Here is a 17,803-nt window from a genome sequence, read left to right as displayed (position 1 = left end):
TCATTCCACATCCCATAAGCCCCCAAAAATGATAAGTTCACTTATTAATTATAATAAGCGCACTTACTAATAGTCAACCGCAAAAAAAGAAGCCGGATGTCCAGCTTCTTTTTCTGGTTTCCTAGGACAGATGTCCAAGAATATAGGTCAGATCATCTTTTCTCGATGTCGTATACATTTTCAGCGAATTCGATATGTCTTCTACCGATTGGCCCTTTTTCAAATGGGAGCGGATATCGGGTACGTTGAGTCCATCTGTATGTATAATGAACTTTGAACCCTTCTCATAAGTGGCGGTGTGCGTTTTGTATTTTTGCGGCTTGCCTGATAAGTAGCCCGAAATCGGCAGAGGATAAAAGCTTTCACCAGACGGGGAATGCAGAATAAACCGTACATTGCCGACAGAGCAGTACGTAAACTGCCTTTGTTCAAAATTGATTTTCAGGATAGATGCTGTGGCGCCTCTTTTGTTTTTCATCGCCTGATTACAGCGTTCGATAATGCTTTGTACGTCTTCATTCGCATAGTTTTCCACTAAGTCTTTGATGGCTGCAGAGGATTCGTTTGCAAGCGATCCGCTTCCAAGTCCGTCAGCAACCGCACAAATTAATTCCTTGTCATCAGCTTTCATAAAAAAGCTGTCTCCGCAAATCGATTTTCCTTCTTTATTCAGTTGATATACTAGAGTTTGAATATGCTCGTTTTCTTCAACCTGGATCATTACATTAACTCCATCGAGGGATCTTCAATCAAGGCCTCTCTGAGCTTCTTCACAGCTTTGCGCTGCAGACGCGAGACGTGCATTTGAGATATACCGAGAATGTCCCCAGTTTCTTTTTGGCTTTTGTTTTGAATATACGTAAGGTCTATGATTTGTTTTTCACGGTCTGAAAGGACATGAAGCACGCTTTGCAGCATCATTTGCTGGTTGACTCGCTCATATCCATCCTCCTGTGATCCGACGATATCAAGGATCGTGACGGTGCTTCCGTCCGAATCCGCTTCAATGCTGTGGTCAACGGATAAGGCTTGATAGCTTTTGCCCATTTCCATCGTTTCAAGAACCTCTTCTTCAGAAACATCGAGGAATTCGGCAATCTCTTCAACTTTCGGCGATCTTTGTGTTTCAGTCGTCAGCTGATCAACTGCCATTTTGATTCTTGGCCCCAGTTCTTTAATTCGTCTCGGCACGTGAACGCTCCATGTTTTATCTCTGAGGAATCGTTTAATTTCACCGATGATTGTCGGAATTGCAAAAGCTTCAAACGATTTCCCGACAACAGGATCGTATCGCTTAATCGCGCCGAGCAGCCCGATCATGCCGACCTGGCGGAGATCCTCGTGGAAGCTTTTGCCTTTTGAATATTTTTTCGCAAGCATGTCAACCAGATTTGTATACACCCGCACAAGCGTTTCCTGCGCCTGTTCATCTTGCTTTGTTTGGTAATCGCTTATGAGCCGATCGACTTCATCTTTAGTTAGTTTCGTAGTTTTTGATGGTTGTGTCATGATCAACTCGCTCCCCATTTAAATACTTTGTCATCGCTACAGTGACGCCGGAGTGATTTTGCACTCTAACTTCATCCATGAGCGTTTCCATTAAATATAGACCGAGCCCTCCTTCTGATAATTGATCAACTGTGTGCGAAGGTGTGTACGGCCCTAGATCCTGCTGCTTTTGATCAAAGTCAAAGCTGTCTCCTTCATCCGCCACAATAACCTCTAAACGGTCTTCAAACACACCGAATCGTATTGACACTTCCCCATTTTTATCTTCTTTGTAAGCATGCTGAACCGCATTTGTGCACGCTTCACTGACTGCGATTTTCAAATCTTCAATTTCATCATACGTATAGCCCATTCTGCTCGCGACGCCTGACAGCGTCAGTCTTATAATTCCCACATACTCAGGCTGGGCCGGCACTTTCATTTCGATGTAATCAGCGTTATTCTTCATTGCACTCCACCTTCTGACTTTGCAGAAATATCAATGATGTCCTTCAGGCCTGTAATGTCAAACAGTCGGATCAGCCGGTCAGAAAGATTTTCAAGTTTTAGCGAACCGCCTTGTTTTTTCACTGTTTTAAAGATCCCTACAAAAACGCCCAATCCGGTACTGTCCATGTAGCTGACATCTTTCAGGCAAATTCTTAAGTCCGCACCTTGTTCTGCCAGAGGCACAAGCTTCTCTCTGAGCACCGGCGCTGAGTATACATCAATTTCTCCTGCAATGTTTACTTGTATATCATTCTCGTTTTGCTTCACATCAACATTTATATTCATCCGTATCACCTCAAATTTTCCTTCAAATCACTAGTTGCTTTATACCCTCGTCTGGCAGACGTTAAACCTTTCTCCGCAAAACAATTAACGTAAAATCATCGTGAAGCTGAAAGTCCTGTAATTTGAGGAGGCTGTCATAAATGTTTTTGACCATTTCCTGCGCGGAGGAACACATATGTTCCTCAATGAGCTTCTGCAAATCAGGACGCTCCAAGAAACCGTTTTCTGTTCTGCATTCTGTGACGCCGTCAGAAAATAAAACGATCATATCACCCTTTTCCAGATGCTGATCGAATTGTCTGTAGTCATAATCCTGCGAGATGCCGAGAACGAGTCCTTTAGCCTCTAAATCATAAAACGCGTTGTCTTTTTGAGAATAATAGAATCCCGGTTCATGTCCCGCCGAAGCATATGTAAATCGATGCTTGTCCATATTGTAATTGGCATAAAACATCGTAATAAACATACTAGCGTCAACGTTTTGTTCAACAACACGATTTAAATTTTTCAGCACCTGAGAAGGGTGTATGCCCGTTTCCGGCAATGAGTCCATTGCATATTTAATCATGGACATACAGAGAGCAGCTGGAATGCCTTTTCCGATCACGTCCGCGATTGCAATATTAATGGATTCCTTGTCTTTGACGAAGTGGTAGTAGTCACCGCTCATCTGTTTGGCAGGCACACTGATGGCACCGATATCCAGCGCGTCCTCCTGCGGAATTTTTGTTCCGAGCAGCGTCTGCTGGACATTAGCTGCGATTTCAATTTCTGATTTGATTTCCTGCTGTATCCCTCTAAGGGTTTGATGCTCCTGATAAGCCATTCCATAACCAATCATGACTTCTATTAAAAAATCCAGCGAATGAAACACATCTTCCGGGAGACTTGGATACAGCTCCTTCAGCACTTTTCTATGAATACTGATGATTTCTTCCGGAGGAATTTGGTGCTCGATTGTTTTTCGGCTGAATTTTTGGGCTTGATATAAAGATGTTTCTGTTAATTCGGCTATATATCGGCTAAGCAGCTGATGATACCGCTGCTCAATAACCTCCCTAAAATCCACGTTCTTACCTCCTACCGAAGCCATTTGATGGCTTGTATCTCTGTTCCTTCCCCCGATACGGAATTTAAGCTGAATTCATCCATCAGCCTTTTGACCCCGGGAAGTCCCGCACCAAGTCCTCCAGACGTTGAAAATCCGTCTTCCATGACTTTTCGGATATCAGGAATTCCCGGCCCTTGGTCTTCCGCTATGATTTTCAGGCCCTTTTTTCCTCTGTCTGCGACCTGTTCAATTCCAATCTGCCCTTTGCCGGCATATAAATAAATATTCCTGGCTAATTCTGAAATAGCCGTTGTAATTCTAGCCTGGTCTACAGTGCCGAAACCCAGTTCTTTCGCAACGTTTCGTCCCAGCTGTCTGGCGGCTACAATATCCCATTCTGTCATGATTTTTACACAGGATTGGTCGTTCATTCGCTATTCCCCCAATTCCCGCTTCAATGTCTCAAGCCCTTGCTCTAAGTCGAGCGCTGTTTCGATTTCCTCAAGCGCGATTCCAAGTTCGATCAGCGTCACTGCCACAGCGGGCTGAATGCCGGTCAAGACAACTTTTGCCCCCATTAACTTGGACATTGTTATGACGTCGCCCAGCACTTTTGCGATAAATGAATCAATCATATCCACAGATGTCAGGTCAATGACAACGCCGTTAGCACCTGTTTCATATATTTTATTTAATAAGTCTTCTTGAAAGGTTAATGCAGTTTGGTCATCAAGTTCCCATTGAATGGACACTAATAAGCAATTATACAGTTTCAAGATCGGGATTTTTGGATGTCTCACAATGTTATTCCCCCAATGAAACGATTTTTCGATCCGTCATTTCCAACGCTGTTTGAATTCCTTTTTGCAGGGTATTCTTAGTTATAACTTGGGATAAATCAATCCCCAGGTTAACGATGGTTTGAGCAATTTCCGGGCGGATTCCGGCCAGCAGGCATTTTGCTCCGACAAGCCTTACCGCTTCTGATGCCTGAATAATATGATGGGCAACCATCGTATCGACGACAGGGACACCGGTAATGTCAATCAGCACGACCTGGGAACGGTGTTTGACAACGCCATTAAGAAGGTTTTCCATAATTCGTTTCGCGCGTTCTGTATCAATTGTTCCAACTAGCGGCATCACGGTGATATTTTCAAACACCGGAATAAGCGGTGCAGACAGCTCCTGCAGCGCGATCTTTTGCAGGGATACTGTTTTTTCCCATGAGATTGAGTATTGATTAAAAATTTCTGTGTTAATCGGGCTGAAAAATCGGTCAATCTGCCAGATTAACTCCGTGCTCTCTTGATCTGGCAATCTCTTATCATTCATTTTCGTGTAGAGACGTTTCCAGAATTCAGCAAGCGCAGTAGCCAAAAACTTCAAAGAAATTCCGATTTGGACCGCCCGAAGCGCCAGTTCACTGATTTGGCTTTCAGCAGCGTTTTCGTCCTTAACAGACAGCAGCAGAATGTCGATATACTCTTTAGATATATTTTCATACACTTGGTCAGTCAGCTGATAGGATTCTTGATCGCTTAATTCTTTTAGTGTGTCAGTCCACAGTTGGAGCAGTTCATTTTGATTTTCGGCAATGAACTGGTATACAGTCTGGTTCGACATCAAATTCGCTTACCTCCCAATAAAAAACAACATATTTTTTCGTTATTTCATTATTATATCGTTTATGTTTTTTGAAAACAAAAAAAGTTGCTCTTTGTGAGCAACCTGCAAATATGTCTAAAAATCAATGAGTGCCAAACTGATTTGCAAGGCTTCATCAACCTTATCCATCATTTCATCATCCAGATGAGTAATCTTATCCGTTAACCTTTGCTTGTCAATCGTCCGAATTTGCTCCAGCAAAATAACGGAATCTCTTTCAAAACCGTAGCGTTTTGCATCGATTTCGACGTGGGTTGGTAATTTCGCTTTCTGTATTTGTGCTGTTATGGCTGCAACAATAGCAGTTGGGCTGAAGCGATTTCCGATGTCATTTTGGATCACTAAAACCGGGCGCACCCCGCCTTGCTCTGAGCCAACAACAGGAGATAAATCAGCAAAATAAACATCGCCGCGTTTCACAATCAAATGATTATCCTCCGCTGACTAAGCGCTCAACTGTCGTTTCAGCCTCGCACTCCGCAAAGTGAGCCTCAGAAGAAATATTCAGGTTGATTTTCGCCATTTCCATATAGCCGCGTCTCATCAAATCACGGTTGTGACGAGCTGTTCGTTCGCTGACATACGCTCTCACTGCTTGTGATATCAGTTCGTTTCTGCTTCGTTTCTCCCGCATCGCTACACCATCCAATTCAGCTACTAGGTTTTCGGGCAAGCTGATTTTCATTTCGGTTCTTGCGCTGGATTCAGACAAAAAACATACACCTCCACCAAACTTACGGATACGACTCTTTTATCCATCCAGTGATAATGATACCATTATTCACTCTTCAAGCAAAGCTGTTTTATAAATTCGCCATATAAGTAAGCTAATTGCTTGTATTGACCTGCAACAAAGGATTTCTTACTTCCATTATACTCCCATTTTCCAAAAACATACGGGGAACGCGGGAACTTATTGTACAGGCCACTTCATAGTTAATGGTTTTGAGCCTTCCTGCAATCTCATCCATGGAAATATATTCATCTCCCTGCCGGCCTATTAATGTGACTTTTGTGCCCGGCGGATATTCCTGATCCAGCTCCACCATAAATTGGTCCATGCAAATTCGGCCGGCAATTTTTAGGCGTTTTCCCTTCACAAGGATGTCGGTCCCCTTCAATTTTCGGAGCCAGCCGTCCGCATAGCCTACAGGCACCGTCCCGATCCATGTGTCTTTTTCTGCTGTGTACTCGGCTCCGTAGCTGACGCTCTCGCCTTTTCTGATCAGTTTGACATGCGACAGCGTCGAATGCAGGGTGAATGCCGGACGCAGCTGAAACGGTATCTCGTCCGAAATGTCAGCAGACGGGCGAAGGCCATACATGCCGATGCCGAATCTGACTGCATTAAAAAAGCCTTTTTTCAGCCGAAGTCCGGCGGCGCTGTTCGCGCAGTGGACCATCAAATTCTTTAACGGCAGCGGAGCAATCAGCTCTTTAAAACGCTCAAACTGCTTTAAGAAATAGCCTCTTTCTTTTTCATCTGCTGTCGCAAAATGGGTAAATACCCCTTTGCACTTTAAACGGGGGTTGCGGTCAAGAATGGCCATCACATTCTGAACTTCTTCCTCTGTTTTGACCCCAAGCCTGTTCATCCCCGTATCGACCTTCAGATGAAAATGAAGAGGACCTTTTTTCGTGTGGCGGGCTGCCTCCTGAAGCCATTCAACAGAATAACCTGTTAAGGTCACGTCATACTCAGCAGCGATTGCCACATACTCCGGGGGAACCGCGCCGAGCACCAATATAGGCGCCTTCAAGCCCTTTTTACGCAGTGAAATCGCTTCATCCAAAATGGCTACGGCCAAGCATGAAGCACCTGCGTCAAGAGCAGCCTTTGCTGTTTCTGCATCACCATGCCCGTAGGCGTTTGCTTTTACAACTGCCATTAGCTGGACATGTTCACCGATATGTTCTTTCATATTGCTGACATTTTCCTTTATCGCGGACAGGTCAATTTCCGCCCACGTATCCCTGTAAAAAGGTTTTGTGCTCATTACGACACTTCCTAGCTTTTATTCAATATCATTTACATATCATACTAAAATTAAAGGCCAAAGGGAAACGATGTCTAACGAAAAAAAGGCCAAATCATGTTTGGCCTTTGGCGGTTATTTCGATGATTGTCCCTGCATGCTTTTCGCTACTGTCACCATTTCCTCTTTAGAAAGATCTTTAGAAGAGAGAAGGTAATCAACGCCGTCATATGTCCATGATAATGATGCATCCGACAAAGCGCCGATGGTGTAGCCGAGATTTACCGGTTCGCCGTTCAGCGTAACGGAGGAGGAGGCCTTGGCAATCTGGGCTTTTTCCTGAATTAACGTAAATGATTTTTCTCCTCCATACGTCATGATGATGCGCTTCCCGTCTTCAGTAGAAATATCTTTTTCTTCAAGCAGCTTTACGCCAAGCGGCAGTTCCAGCGGCGTTTTGACCGCGAATGTATCGGAAGGCTTCGCGCTTGTGGCAACATCCATTTGAGAAAGGGTCATATTTTTCTTTTCGTCAAATGATTCTTTATCAAATTGTTTATTAAATTCAAAGCTGCTGAATTCTACTTTGACCATCACTTTCCGGTCAGTATCCATCACTTTGACAGATGACGGGCTCATATCCTTTTTGTTAAATGTGATTTCTTGCGTCGGCAGCATTTTGTTATGCTGATAGTTTGTTTTTGTTTCGAATACGTATTTCTTTTCTTTCGCTGTGAAAACTGCATCCGAATCGTTTTGAACATCCTTTACGAGCGATTCAAACAGATAGACCTGACTGCTGTTGTTCGGCCAGTCGCTTTGAAATCTGAAGCTCTTATTTAAAGACGGCGTGAGAACGAATACTCCGTTTTCATTTCGTAAAATGACTTGGTTTTGGTCCTTTTTCGGATTTTCTAAATAAACCCTGTACAGAGACGGCTTTTTGTGCCAGATTTCCACATTGTATACTTGAGGCTCACTCCCTGTCTCGATGGTCATTTTCGCTTTTGCTTTGTACGAGGTGTATTCTTTCGCCTTTTCATCTAACCCGGCCACAATATCTTGCTGTGTTTTTTGCCCGCAGGCAGAAAGAATAAGAACAGCAAGCAGTCCCGTTAAAAGCAAAACAAAGCTTTTTCTCACCTTTTTCAACCCCTTTTTCTCAATTGATGTAAAAGGAAGAAATCGCTTGTTTGACTTTAACGGTACGCTCGGTACACGTTTAGGCAGAACAGATGCGTACCATAAAAGCCTCAAACAACTTGTCTCCCTTAATGCACTATCAAATATATGAGTGGGGTTTCCCTAATATGCAGACTAGCTTGACAACCTTTCAATCACAACCTGCGCGGCAGCATATTCTTTTGTGTGAGTGATTGATACGTGAACGGCGGCCTGGCTCAGTTTGGTACAAATGATGTAGGGCTTGCCATTTTGGTCTTTCCTAATTTCAATGTCCTGAAAGCTGAGCTGCCTCCCTATACCGGTGCCAAATGCTTTTGAGAACGCTTCTTTTGCCGCGAATCTGCCTGCGAGAAATTCGATTTTTCTTTTCTCTGAAAGCTCATGGTATTGGTCAAGTTCGCTTCGCGTCAAAATCCGCTCGGCAAACCTTTTCTGGCGTCCAGCCATAGAGGCGATCCGTTTAAGCTCGGTAATATCCAGTCCAATGCCGTAAATCATGTATGATAACCTCCTTTGCGCACGTACTATTTAAATGGTTTGTCTCATAAACGTGTTACTATAGATATACCAAAATGAAGAAAAGGGGCTCGGAATGTTTATACGGACTGAAAATTTTCAAACGTTTATCAGGCTTTATCCCGTTGTCACCTTTATATTGGCTTTGCAAGCTGTTCTTTGGCTGTTTTTTTCACTTCCTGTCCATTCAGTCGTTTTATGGAGGGATACTGTCGCAGGCTATAATCTAGGTGTCGCTAACGGTGAATGGTGGAGGCTGATCACACCGATTTTGCTGCACGCCGGTTTCACACATCTGCTGTTTAATTCCATGTCCATCTTTTTATTTGCCCCGGCTTTGGAACGCATGCTGGGAAAAGCGCGCTTCCTTCTTGTGTACGCCGGCTCCGGCATCATCGGCAATATCGGCACGTATGTTACAGAGCCGCTTGATTACGTGCATGTCGGGGCTTCAGGCGCCATTTTCGGGCTATTCGGCGTGTACCTGTTTATGGTTCTTTTTCGCAACGAGCTAATTGGGCAGGAGCATTCCAAAATGATCATCACACTGCTCGCATTTGCCGTTCTCATGTCGTTTATCAACTCCAATATTAACATGATGGCTCATCTGTTTGGACTATGCGGCGGGTTTCTTCTTTCGTTTTTGTGTGTGCAAAAAAAAGAGCGGCGGTATTAACCGTCCGCTTTTTCATATGAGTACCAGTTTAAAATGAAGGCTGCATCCTCTTCACCTACATCCCTCACCGTTAATTCTTCCATGTGGCTCGATGATTTCACTGAAGTAGAAATGGTATACAGGCGGCCTTTCTTTTGGAAATAGGATTGGCTGAACTTGCAAACCTGCATTCGTTTTTTGAGTACAATGGCGGTTGTTCTGCCTATAAATCTAGACGTCAGCTGCAGACGGTTCCCATTGATTGTCCACGCAGCGTCTTTATACGCGAGATAGCCGAAAAACAATTCAATCGGAAGCAGGATGACCGACAGGTAGCCCCAGGGCTGAAAGAAAATACATAACGGAATGATCAAAAAGAGCGAAAAAATGACAGAACGGAACAAATAGCGTTTCAACGCGCGCCGCGGCAGGCGGCGGCAGTTTTCTTCCAGCGTGTATTCCGGCGTAAATGTTCGAAGCATGTGCGGAAGCTTTTTTTTATGAATCATTGGAAAGAGAATGGTCAACGCACCTTCTTCTTTTTCACGGTCGCCGCCGCCCGCACTGACGATGGACACCGTTACAAAGCCGAAAAGCTGGCGGATGATGTTTTCTTTTATTTTAATTGCTTGAATTTTTCGCAACGGAATCGTGACTTGATGTTTTTCAATAATTCCTCTTGAAATCACCAGTTCCTGCTCTTTTTTTATGATTTGAAAGTTCGCGTATCTAAACATCATGCCCGCAATGCTGAAAATCCAGGCGATAAATAAACCGATAAAAATGAGTACCGCGTAAATACCGATGCTGGCGTGCTGAAGAAAGGAAAATTTATCGAATAACCAATCCATCGGCAATACTTCATCGAGCTGGGAAATAAGCGCAAATACAGCCGAGATAATGACTCCGATTCCGCCGGAGGTAGAAGCGGCCATGAGCAATTCTTTCGCGTTCATGCGATAGTGCTCTTGCACCTCAACGGCAGGATATAACTCCTCCTCAGCTTCAAGCTGTTCATCATCAAGTTCATTTTCTCGTCTTTGCGCTTTTTTCTTAAAGACAGCTTCTTTGATGCGTTCAGCCTCTTCCACAGAAATAGCAGAAAGAACGGCTTCTGCCTCCTTGCCTCCGCCCGCTGTTTCAATTTGCAGCTTCACAAGCTTAAAGATTTGCTGGACAAGGCCCGCGCTCGTATTCATCGTTTGAATCCGATCAATCGATATGTATCGCTTTTTCGTAACAAATAAGCCTTCTTCGATTCTAAATTCATCATCTTCAATTCGATAGGTAAACCTTCTCCATTTGATGATGCTTGCCGCTACAAGCCAGATGAACAGCACACCGAGCGCAATGGCTCCGTAAAAACGGACAGTATGGTTTGAATTGACGATATACACAAAAAAGAATGGCAGAATGATATTTTTTATTGTTTGAATAATGGTATGGCATAAATTCAAAATGACTGCTGCCGGGTGCAGGCGTTTCGGTTCAGACATCATCGTCAGTCACCCTTGCCAGACGGGAAATGGAGTCTCTCAGCCGGTCCGCTTCCTCCATCTCTAAAGCGGGGATCGAATGAACGGTCGCAGCCGTGGAAATTTTCACTGTTGCCAGATTGTATTTTTTCAATAATGGCCCTTGCGACGTATCAACGTGCTGAACCCTGACCATCGGGACAATCACACGTGTCACCACAAAAATACCTGACTGAATATCTATTTCATGTTCATGGACTTCATATCGCCACACCTTATGACGGACCTTCGGAATGAGAAAGACCGTCACAATCGATCCCAGCAGCCAAACTGCGCCGAGCACGCCGCTGATCCAGTACGGCCAATGAAAATAATAGCTTAACACTGCAACTGCTATGACGATAAGCAAGCAGACAGCGGATATGATGATCTCTTGAAGTCGCCAAACCTTTAATCCGTCTGGACTGATTTGGTTTTTTGGCTGCTCTCTCAAAAATACCTACCTCCCTTTTTTTTCGTCGTTACTTATACGTCTCTTGTACGGAAAGGTTTCATTCTTAAGCATACATAGAAAAATGGCTTCCGTCAGCTGAAAGTTTGCTGAATCAAAAATCGCGAATATAAAAAAGCCCAAAACATGATGTTTTGGGCTCTGAATCGATCGAATTAGTAAGATTTTTTCTGGCGTCTGTCACCTGAAGAACGGCGATCATTTGAACGCTTTTTGTCGTAGGAAGAACGGTTGTTGCTTTTCCCTTTTCCGCCGCGGTAGCCGCCGCCTTGGCCGTCTCTGCGTTTAGAAGAGCGTTGGTTTTTATAGCGTTTGCTGACCATCGGTGCTTCGTCTGTTAAGCGAACCGGTGTATTGTCAGGCTCTTTTGTAGACATTTTGATAGCCGCTGCAACCACAGTCACTGCATCATGATCTTCAAGCAGCTCAGCTGCCGCTGTCATGTAGAAGTTCAGGTTGTTTTCGCTGATTGCCGTACGAAGACGTTCAACCGTAACCTGCTGCTGGCCTTCTAACGCTTCATCAAGTGTAGGCTCCTTCATGCGGTCCATTTTGCGTTTTGTTGTTTGTTCAATTGCGCGAAGCATGCTTTTCTCACGCGGTGTAATAAACGTCATTGCCATACCTGTTTTTCCTGCACGGCCCGTTCTTCCGATACGGTGAACGTAGCTTTCAGGATCTTGAGGCACGTCAAAGTTGTACACGTGTGTTACGCCTGAAATATCAAGTCCGCGAGCGGCAACATCAGTTGCGACAAGAACTTCGATTGCGCCTTCTTTGAATTTACGAAGCGCAACCATACGTTTCGCCTGCGTTAAGTCACCGTGAATTCCTTCAGCTGCATATCCGCGAAGGTTCAGGGCTTCAGCCAGCTCATCGACACGGCGTTTTGTACGTCCGAATACGATCGCAAGCTCAGGAGACTGAATGTCAAGAAGGCGAGTCAGTGTATCGAATTTTTTGCGTTCTTGCACTTCCAAATAGAACTGCTGAATGTTAGAAACCGTCATTTCTTTCGCTTTTACTTTTACGTGTTCCGGCTCAGTCATAAAGCGCTCTGCAATGCGTTTGATCGGTGCAGGCATTGTAGCAGAGAACAGAAGTGTCTGATGCTCGCTCGGCACGTTTGAAAGGATAGATTCAATGTCGTCAATGAATCCCATGTTCAGCATTTCATCCGCTTCATCCATTACAACAGTATTTACATTGTTTAAACGAATTGTGCGGCGGTTGATGTGGTCAAGAAGACGTCCAGGTGTTCCGACAATAATATTCGGATTCTTCTTTAACGCCCGGATTTGTCGTCCAATATCCTGTCCGCCGTAAATAGGAAGAACCTTCGCACGTTTATCTTGTCCGATTTTATATAATTCTTCAGATACTTGAATGGCTAATTCACGGGTTGGCGCGATTACGATTGCTTGAATATTAGGAGACTCGGGGTTAATTTTTTCAACAAGGGGTATACCAAACGCAGCTGTTTTACCTGTACCTGTTTGCGCTTGTCCAATGACGTCTTTATTTGAAAGTCCGAGCGGTATTGTTTGTGCCTGAATCGGTGTTGCTTCTTCAAATCCCATACGATTAATTGCTTTCATGAGATCAGAACTTAAATTAAAATCTTGAAACGTTATAGTCAAATTATTCAAACTCCTTCTAATTGCTGTTTCAGTAATGTCGTGATTTACCACTTATAAAACTGCCCTTTAGACAAAAAGGACAGGATCCATCCGTATACAAAGCCCGAATTACTTTAAGTTTTATCTTACCATTACACTATTTGTTTTTCAATAAGATGAGAAGCAGATCGGCTTCTCGAATATGCCGGCTGTTGCTCCATCCGCTCCCATTTGTCCGGCGGAGAACTTCGGGTCAGCGGATGAAAAGGCCGGACGAATATGTTCGTATCGCGAAATAACCTATATATATTGTATCATAGCCGCAGCCGGCCAGATATACATAATTTCCGGCCGGCATACATTAGTGTTTGCACATCGAATGATTTTATGATGTAATATGATTTTTTTCGTAAATTATTTTCTTATGAAAGCGGGCTCTCTATTAAATCTTTAACGATTTCTTCAAGCTTCATACCTCTGGACGCTTTGAATAAAATCAAATCGCCTTTTGATGCGTTTTCCTTCACAGCTTGGAGGAGATCTTTTTTCTCAGTGTAGTGGCTGACACGGTCTTTCTCAAAGTGTTTCAGTGCGCCTTCCGCGATAAAAGCTCCCAGTTTTCCGTACGTAAAAACGCGGTCAATTTTCTCAGGGCTGATCACAGCGCCGCACTCTTGATGGAACGTTTCTTCCAGATCGCCGAGTTCAAGCATATCGCCGAGCACGAGCATTTTTTTGCCATAGCCTTCAAGACTTTCTGTCAATTGAATCGCAGCTTTCATGGAGGTCGGACTCGCATTATAAGCGTCATTGATTATCGAGAGGCCGCTGTCTGTTTTGATGAGTTCAAGTCTCATACCGGTTACCTTTAGGCCGCTCAGTCCCGTCGCCGCATCCTCAGGCGTGATGCCAAAATAAGCCCCAGCAGCAATTGCAGCCATGGCGTTCATCACATTGTGCTTGCCGAGTATCGGAATAAAAAACGATGTTTCCATCCCTTTGATTGTAAAATGGGTGCCTTCCTCACTCTGGCTGACATCCTGAAGCTGATAATCATTATGCGCTCCCATCCCGTACGTTTTCGTCCGGCAGCTGTATGCATTTTGAAGGAGCGGTTCGTCCCCGATATAAATCAGCACTCCATCTTCTTTAAGCCCGTTAATGATTTCAAGCTTCGCCTCCGCGATACCCTCTCTAGAGCCAAGGTCTTGCATATGCGATTCGCCGATATTCGTAATCACTGCCGCATCCGGGTTTGCCAGCCGGCTCAAGAGGTCAATTTCTCCTTTGGCGCTCATTCCCATCTCCAATACGGCGATCTCCGTATTTTCAGGCATCGCTAAAACCGTCAGCGGCATACCGATGTGATTATTGAAGTTTCCTCCTGTTTTGTGGACATGGTACCGGGTTCCCAGGACGGCGTGAATCATATCTTTCGTTGTCGTTTTGCCGTTGCTTCCGGTTACTCCGATGACACGTGTGCCAAGCTCCTGCAAATAGGCTTTTGCAAGCTGCTGAAGTGCGATAAGGGTATCATCCACTAAAATGACGGCGTGATTCTCAGGCGGATTTGGTTCTGACCGATCCCAAAGAACGGCCGCTACACCGGCTTCAAAAGCCTTTTCCACAAAAGCGTGGCCGTCAAAACGTTCCCCTTTCAGCGGAATGAAAAGCTGATGTTGTTCCAGTTTTCTTGTATCGGTTGCCACTCCATGAATGACTGTTTGTTCATATTTCGGATTTGTCAATGTGCCATTGACCATTTCAGCAATGTTTTTTACTGTTCGCTTAATCAAGTGAGGTCCCTCTCTTTCTTTTGTATATACGGGAAAAAACACTGCCCTTTTACCGGCAGTGTCCTTCTTCATTAGAATGTATGCTTGATCAATTGTTTTTCAGCGTGGCGTTCTTTTGCAAGCTCCACAAGCTGTTCAATCAGGTCAGCGTATTCCACACCAGCTTCTTTCCAGAGCAGCGGGAACATGCTGAAAGGTGTAAAGCCAGGCATTGTGTTGACTTCATTGATCAGAACTTCGCCGTCAGCTGTCAGGAAAAAGTCCGCTCTGACGAGTCCTGAACCATCGATCGCTTTAAACGCTTTGATCGCCATATCACTGATTGTTGCGTATTCCTCTTCGGTGACAATCGCCGGAATCATCAGATCAGTATCTCCATCCTCATATTTCGCTTTGTAATCGTAGAAATCCGTCTTCGGTGCGATTTCTCCCACAACAGAGCATTTAGGATCGTCATTTCCAAGAACGCCGATTTCGATCTCGCGGCCGTTGATGCCTTCTTCGACGACGACTTTGCGGTCATATTGGAAAGCAAGCTCAAACGCTTTTTGCAGTTCTTCACGGTTTCGGCATTTGCTGATTCCGACACTTGAACCAAGGTTTGCCGGTTTTACGAAGCAAGGGTAGCCTAGTTCCTGTTCAACCTGCTCACAGCATTCTTTCGGAGAACGAGTCCAATCCTTCTTAAGGAAAGCTGCGTATTTAGCTTGAGCAAGGCCGGCCTGCGCGAATAAATGTTTCATGACGACTTTGTCCATGCCTGCTGAGGAAGCAAGTACTCCGTTGCCGACATAAGGAATGTTCAAGAGCTCTAGCATCCCTTGGATCGTACCGTCTTCTCCGTTCGGTCCGTGGAGGAGCGGGAATACGACGTCGATTGCTTCATTTTGCTGTGACGCTTCCTGCGGAAACATCTCCTGGTTCAGGGCAGCTGGAGAAAAAGCACTGCCTCCTTGCTCAAATTGAAGCATTTTCACGTTTGAAACAGGCTCAGTTAAACGGGCGCCTCTAACCCATTCGCCTTTTTCTGTTATATAAATCGGATGTATATCAAACTTCTCAGTATTTAGCGCTTTGATTACAGCCAGAGCTGTCTGCAGGGAAACATTATGTTCTGCCGACTTTCCTCCGTACACTAATCCTAGACTTGTTTTCAATGGATACTCCCCCCACTACAATTCATCTTTACTATCTTATCACTTTCACAAGAAAATGATCTAATTATTTTTGGGCATGCTGATGTTGAATGCATTTGTATGTAATTCCTTTTTATTTTATATTAAAATGGCATTGAAAAGGAGATGTGACATATGAAAAAAATCACAACGAACGAACAATTTAATGAACTGATTCAATCTGATAAAGAAATCATTGTAAAGTTTTATGCTGATTGGTGCCCAGACTGCACACGCATGAATATGTTCATCGGCGATATTTTGGAAGAATACAATCAAAACGACTGGTATGAGCTGAATAAGGACGAGCTTCCTGACTTGGCTGAAAAATACCAAGTAATGGGCATTCCCAGCCTGCTTATCTTCAAAAACGGTGAAAAAACAGCTCATCTTCACAGCGCCAATGCCAAAACGCCTGAAGAAGTGACTGAATTTTTATCTGAACATATAAGCTAATTCGTTAAACAGCCTTATTTTATGTCGTCGGGCTCTACATGAACATGAACATGAGTGACATCGTGTTCATGTTTTATTTTGTCTTCTACTTCATCAGCCACTCCATGACCTTCTTCTACTGTAAGCTTCGGATCAACCGTAATGACCATTTCGATATGAACTGTGCTGCCTAAATACCTCGCTTTCACATCCTTTAAGCGATGCACATTTCCGATCTTCGCGACGGTTTGTCTGTAAGGCTCAAGATCTTTTAAATGGAAGCCGTCTGTTAAAGAATGTGAAGCGTCTTTAAAGATATCCCACGCCGTTTTGCAAATGATGATGCCGATGATAAAAGCCGTTACCGGATCAATCCACGGCAGCTGCAGCTGGGACGAAAAAACACCGATAAACGCGCCGGCACTTACAAAAGCGTCTGACCTGCTGTCCTTTGCCGCTGCCATCAGGGCAGAGCTTTTAATGGACGCTGCCAGCCTTTTGTTATATACATAGATGCCATACATAAACACAGCACTGCCTAACGCCGTCCATGCCGCGATAAGATTGGGCGTTTCCGTTGTGCCTCCCGCAATCGCTTTTCCTCCGCCGATTAACACTTCAATGCCGACTGCCATCATAATAAAAGACGCAATAAGAGACGAAATTGTTTCAGCCCGATAATGGCCGTACGGATGATCGCTGTCAGCCGGCCTTTGGGAAATCCGCAATCCTATGAACACCGCTAAGGACGAAACAATATCTGTTCCATTATTTAACCCGTCTGCTCTCAGCGCTTCAGAATGATATAGAATCCCAATGACTAGCTTCACAACAGCAAGGATGACATATGCAAAAATATTGAGGAGCGCCCCTTTTTCTCCCTTTTTCAGATTTTCTGTCCGCTCCATTGTATACCAGCCTCCATTCTATTACATAGTATGGTTCAAAACATGAAAAATAGCAGAACTGCGTTCAATGAAGCGGGACATTTCGACAGCAAATATTGCCCGGGAAACTTTTTGTCGATTTGTTGAATGTTTGTAAATTGGCAAAGAATAGGACTGTTTTCACCTTTACAGGCTATTGCGGACATTGTATACTGAAGTTAATTGATAATGATTATCAATATCGTTTGATTGGAGGTTGGTGACACAATGACACCTCAGTCTGCAGAAATCAGAAAAAAACAGCTCATTCATCTGTTAATACAGAATGGTATATACAAAAAGTCAAAGCGTCATCTGTATGAATTGTCGCTGACGGAGTTAGAAAGTGAATACAAACATGTCAGGAGGGCGCCGGAGCATGCCGAAGCGTAAAATAAAAACTTACCAACAGCTGATCCAGGAAAACAAAGAGGCGATTATGGGCAATCCAAAGCTGATGAATGTTATTTATGACAGGATCGACCGCAAGCATCAAAAAAATCTGCAAGAGCAAAACAATACATAAAAAGAG

At 44.2% G+C, this 17,803-nt stretch carries 23 protein-coding genes; 4 read left to right on the top strand and 19 right to left on the bottom strand.

The window, feature by feature from the left end; translation table 11 throughout:
* Window positions 1-121: 121 nt before the first annotated feature.
* From rsbX to acpS, 13 genes are all read right to left on the bottom strand, one after another.
* Complete coding sequence (rsbX, locus tag CDO84_RS01665) at window positions 122-721, bottom strand: phosphoserine phosphatase RsbX (protein ID WP_040084112.1); 600 nt, start codon at window positions 719-721, stop codon at window positions 122-124.
* Complete coding sequence (sigB, locus tag CDO84_RS01660; RefSeq protein WP_014662857.1) at window positions 721-1,509, bottom strand: RNA polymerase sigma factor SigB; 789 nt, start codon at window positions 1,507-1,509, stop codon at window positions 721-723. The genes rsbX and sigB overlap by 1 nt, the downstream gene beginning before the upstream one ends.
* Window positions 1,475-1,957: an anti-sigma B factor RsbW gene (gene rsbW, locus CDO84_RS01655; protein ID WP_003234299.1), complete on the bottom strand. Its 483-nt coding sequence runs from the start codon at window positions 1,955-1,957 to the stop codon at window positions 1,475-1,477. The genes sigB and rsbW overlap by 35 nt, the downstream gene beginning before the upstream one ends.
* On the bottom strand, window positions 1,954-2,283 hold the full coding sequence (rsbV, locus tag CDO84_RS01650) for an anti-sigma factor antagonist RsbV (protein WP_014662855.1): 330 nt from the start codon (window positions 2,281-2,283) through the stop codon (window positions 1,954-1,956). The genes rsbW and rsbV overlap by 4 nt, the downstream gene beginning before the upstream one ends.
* Before the next feature lie 61 nt (window positions 2,284-2,344).
* The gene (rsbU, locus tag CDO84_RS01645) at window positions 2,345-3,352 is read right to left on the bottom strand and encodes a phosphoserine phosphatase RsbU (protein ID WP_014662854.1); all 1,008 of its coding nucleotides are present in this window, start codon (window positions 3,350-3,352) and stop codon (window positions 2,345-2,347) included.
* A gap of 11 nt (window positions 3,353-3,363) precedes the next feature.
* Window positions 3,364-3,765, bottom strand: coding sequence for a serine/threonine-protein kinase RsbT (rsbT, locus tag CDO84_RS01640; RefSeq protein WP_003240352.1), 402 nt, complete (start codon window positions 3,763-3,765; stop codon window positions 3,364-3,366).
* A 3-nt stretch (window positions 3,766-3,768) separates the two neighbouring features.
* Window positions 3,769-4,134: an RsbT antagonist protein RsbS gene (gene rsbS, locus CDO84_RS01635; RefSeq protein WP_003225190.1), complete on the bottom strand. Its 366-nt coding sequence runs from the start codon at window positions 4,132-4,134 to the stop codon at window positions 3,769-3,771.
* A gap of 4 nt (window positions 4,135-4,138) precedes the next feature.
* Complete coding sequence (gene rsbRA / locus CDO84_RS01630; protein ID WP_014662853.1) at window positions 4,139-4,963, bottom strand: RsbT co-antagonist protein RsbRA; 825 nt, start codon at window positions 4,961-4,963, stop codon at window positions 4,139-4,141.
* Window positions 4,964-5,077: 114 nt separating this feature from the next.
* Window positions 5,078-5,428 (bottom strand): type II toxin-antitoxin system endoribonuclease NdoA, encoded by a 351-nt coding sequence (gene ndoA / locus CDO84_RS01625; RefSeq protein ID WP_003156187.1) that lies wholly within the window; start codon window positions 5,426-5,428, stop codon window positions 5,078-5,080.
* 4 nt (window positions 5,429-5,432) lie between these two features.
* The gene (gene endB / locus CDO84_RS01620) at window positions 5,433-5,714 is read right to left on the bottom strand and encodes a type II toxin-antitoxin system antitoxin EndoAI (RefSeq protein WP_040084113.1); all 282 of its coding nucleotides are present in this window, start codon (window positions 5,712-5,714) and stop codon (window positions 5,433-5,435) included.
* A 115-nt stretch (window positions 5,715-5,829) separates the two neighbouring features.
* Window positions 5,830-6,999 (bottom strand): alanine racemase, encoded by a 1,170-nt coding sequence (gene alr / locus CDO84_RS01615; RefSeq protein ID WP_040084114.1) that lies wholly within the window; start codon window positions 6,997-6,999, stop codon window positions 5,830-5,832.
* Between the two features lie 114 nt (window positions 7,000-7,113).
* Window positions 7,114-8,130: a LolA family protein gene (locus CDO84_RS01610; RefSeq protein WP_003234282.1), complete on the bottom strand. Its 1,017-nt coding sequence runs from the start codon at window positions 8,128-8,130 to the stop codon at window positions 7,114-7,116.
* Between the two features lie 165 nt (window positions 8,131-8,295).
* Window positions 8,296-8,661, bottom strand: coding sequence for a holo-ACP synthase (acpS, locus tag CDO84_RS01605; protein ID WP_014475874.1), 366 nt, complete (start codon window positions 8,659-8,661; stop codon window positions 8,296-8,298).
* A gap of 94 nt (window positions 8,662-8,755) precedes the next feature.
* Here acpS and CDO84_RS01600 point away from each other — a divergent pair, with 94 nt between their 5' ends.
* The gene (locus tag CDO84_RS01600) at window positions 8,756-9,355 is read left to right on the top strand and encodes a rhomboid family intramembrane serine protease (RefSeq protein ID WP_040084115.1); all 600 of its coding nucleotides are present in this window, start codon (window positions 8,756-8,758) and stop codon (window positions 9,353-9,355) included.
* Here CDO84_RS01600 and CDO84_RS01595 read toward each other — a convergent pair.
* From CDO84_RS01595 to CDO84_RS01570, 5 genes are all read right to left on the bottom strand, one after another.
* Window positions 9,352-10,833 carry a PH domain-containing protein gene (locus tag CDO84_RS01595; RefSeq protein ID WP_040084116.1) on the bottom strand — a complete coding sequence of 494 codons (1,482 nt, stop codon included), beginning with the start codon at window positions 10,831-10,833 and terminating at the stop codon, window positions 9,352-9,354. The genes CDO84_RS01600 and CDO84_RS01595 overlap by 4 nt on opposite strands.
* Entirely contained in the window at window positions 10,823-11,302 is a 480-nt protein-coding gene (locus CDO84_RS01590) for a PH domain-containing protein (protein ID WP_014662848.1), read from the bottom strand. Before CDO84_RS01590 ends, CDO84_RS01595 begins: the two co-directional genes overlap by 11 nt.
* A 173-nt stretch (window positions 11,303-11,475) precedes the next feature.
* A complete protein-coding gene (gene cshA / locus CDO84_RS01585) occupies window positions 11,476-12,960 on the bottom strand; it encodes a degradosome RNA helicase CshA (RefSeq protein ID WP_040084118.1) in 1,485 nt (494 codons plus the stop codon).
* Between the two features lie 401 nt (window positions 12,961-13,361).
* Window positions 13,362-14,735 (bottom strand): UDP-N-acetylmuramoyl-tripeptide--D-alanyl-D-alanine ligase, encoded by a 1,374-nt coding sequence (locus tag CDO84_RS01575; protein WP_040084386.1) that lies wholly within the window; start codon window positions 14,733-14,735, stop codon window positions 13,362-13,364.
* A 71-nt stretch (window positions 14,736-14,806) separates the two neighbouring features.
* Window positions 14,807-15,892: a D-alanine--D-alanine ligase gene (locus tag CDO84_RS01570; RefSeq protein ID WP_014662845.1), complete on the bottom strand. Its 1,086-nt coding sequence runs from the start codon at window positions 15,890-15,892 to the stop codon at window positions 14,807-14,809.
* A 153-nt stretch (window positions 15,893-16,045) separates the two neighbouring features.
* On the opposite strand from CDO84_RS01570, the gene CDO84_RS01565 reads away from it, so the two are divergent.
* Window positions 16,046-16,366, top strand: coding sequence for a thioredoxin family protein (locus CDO84_RS01565; RefSeq protein ID WP_003234326.1), 321 nt, complete (start codon window positions 16,046-16,048; stop codon window positions 16,364-16,366).
* A 14-nt stretch (window positions 16,367-16,380) separates the two neighbouring features.
* Here the strand turns inward: CDO84_RS01565 and CDO84_RS01560 are convergent, their stop codons facing one another.
* Complete coding sequence (locus CDO84_RS01560; protein WP_040084119.1) at window positions 16,381-17,253, bottom strand: cation diffusion facilitator family transporter; 873 nt, start codon at window positions 17,251-17,253, stop codon at window positions 16,381-16,383.
* A gap of 246 nt (window positions 17,254-17,499) precedes the next feature.
* On the opposite strand from CDO84_RS01560, the gene CDO84_RS01555 reads away from it, so the two are divergent.
* Both CDO84_RS01555 and fbpB read left to right on the top strand, forming a co-directional pair.
* Window positions 17,500-17,664, top strand: a complete 165-nt coding sequence (locus CDO84_RS01555) for a Fur-regulated basic protein FbpA (RefSeq protein ID WP_003225157.1) — start codon at window positions 17,500-17,502, stop codon at window positions 17,662-17,664.
* Window positions 17,618-17,797, top strand: coding sequence for a Fur-regulated basic protein FbpB (fbpB, locus tag CDO84_RS01550; protein ID WP_080478162.1), 180 nt, complete (start codon window positions 17,618-17,620; stop codon window positions 17,795-17,797). The genes CDO84_RS01555 and fbpB overlap by 47 nt, the downstream gene beginning before the upstream one ends.
* Window positions 17,798-17,803: the final 6 nt, after the last annotated feature.

It is taken from the genome of Bacillus sp. MD-5, from assembly GCF_002201875.1.
Taxonomy (GTDB): domain Bacteria; phylum Bacillota; class Bacilli; order Bacillales; family Bacillaceae; genus Bacillus; species Bacillus stercoris.
This window is presented reverse-complemented; position numbering and strand designations above follow the sequence as displayed.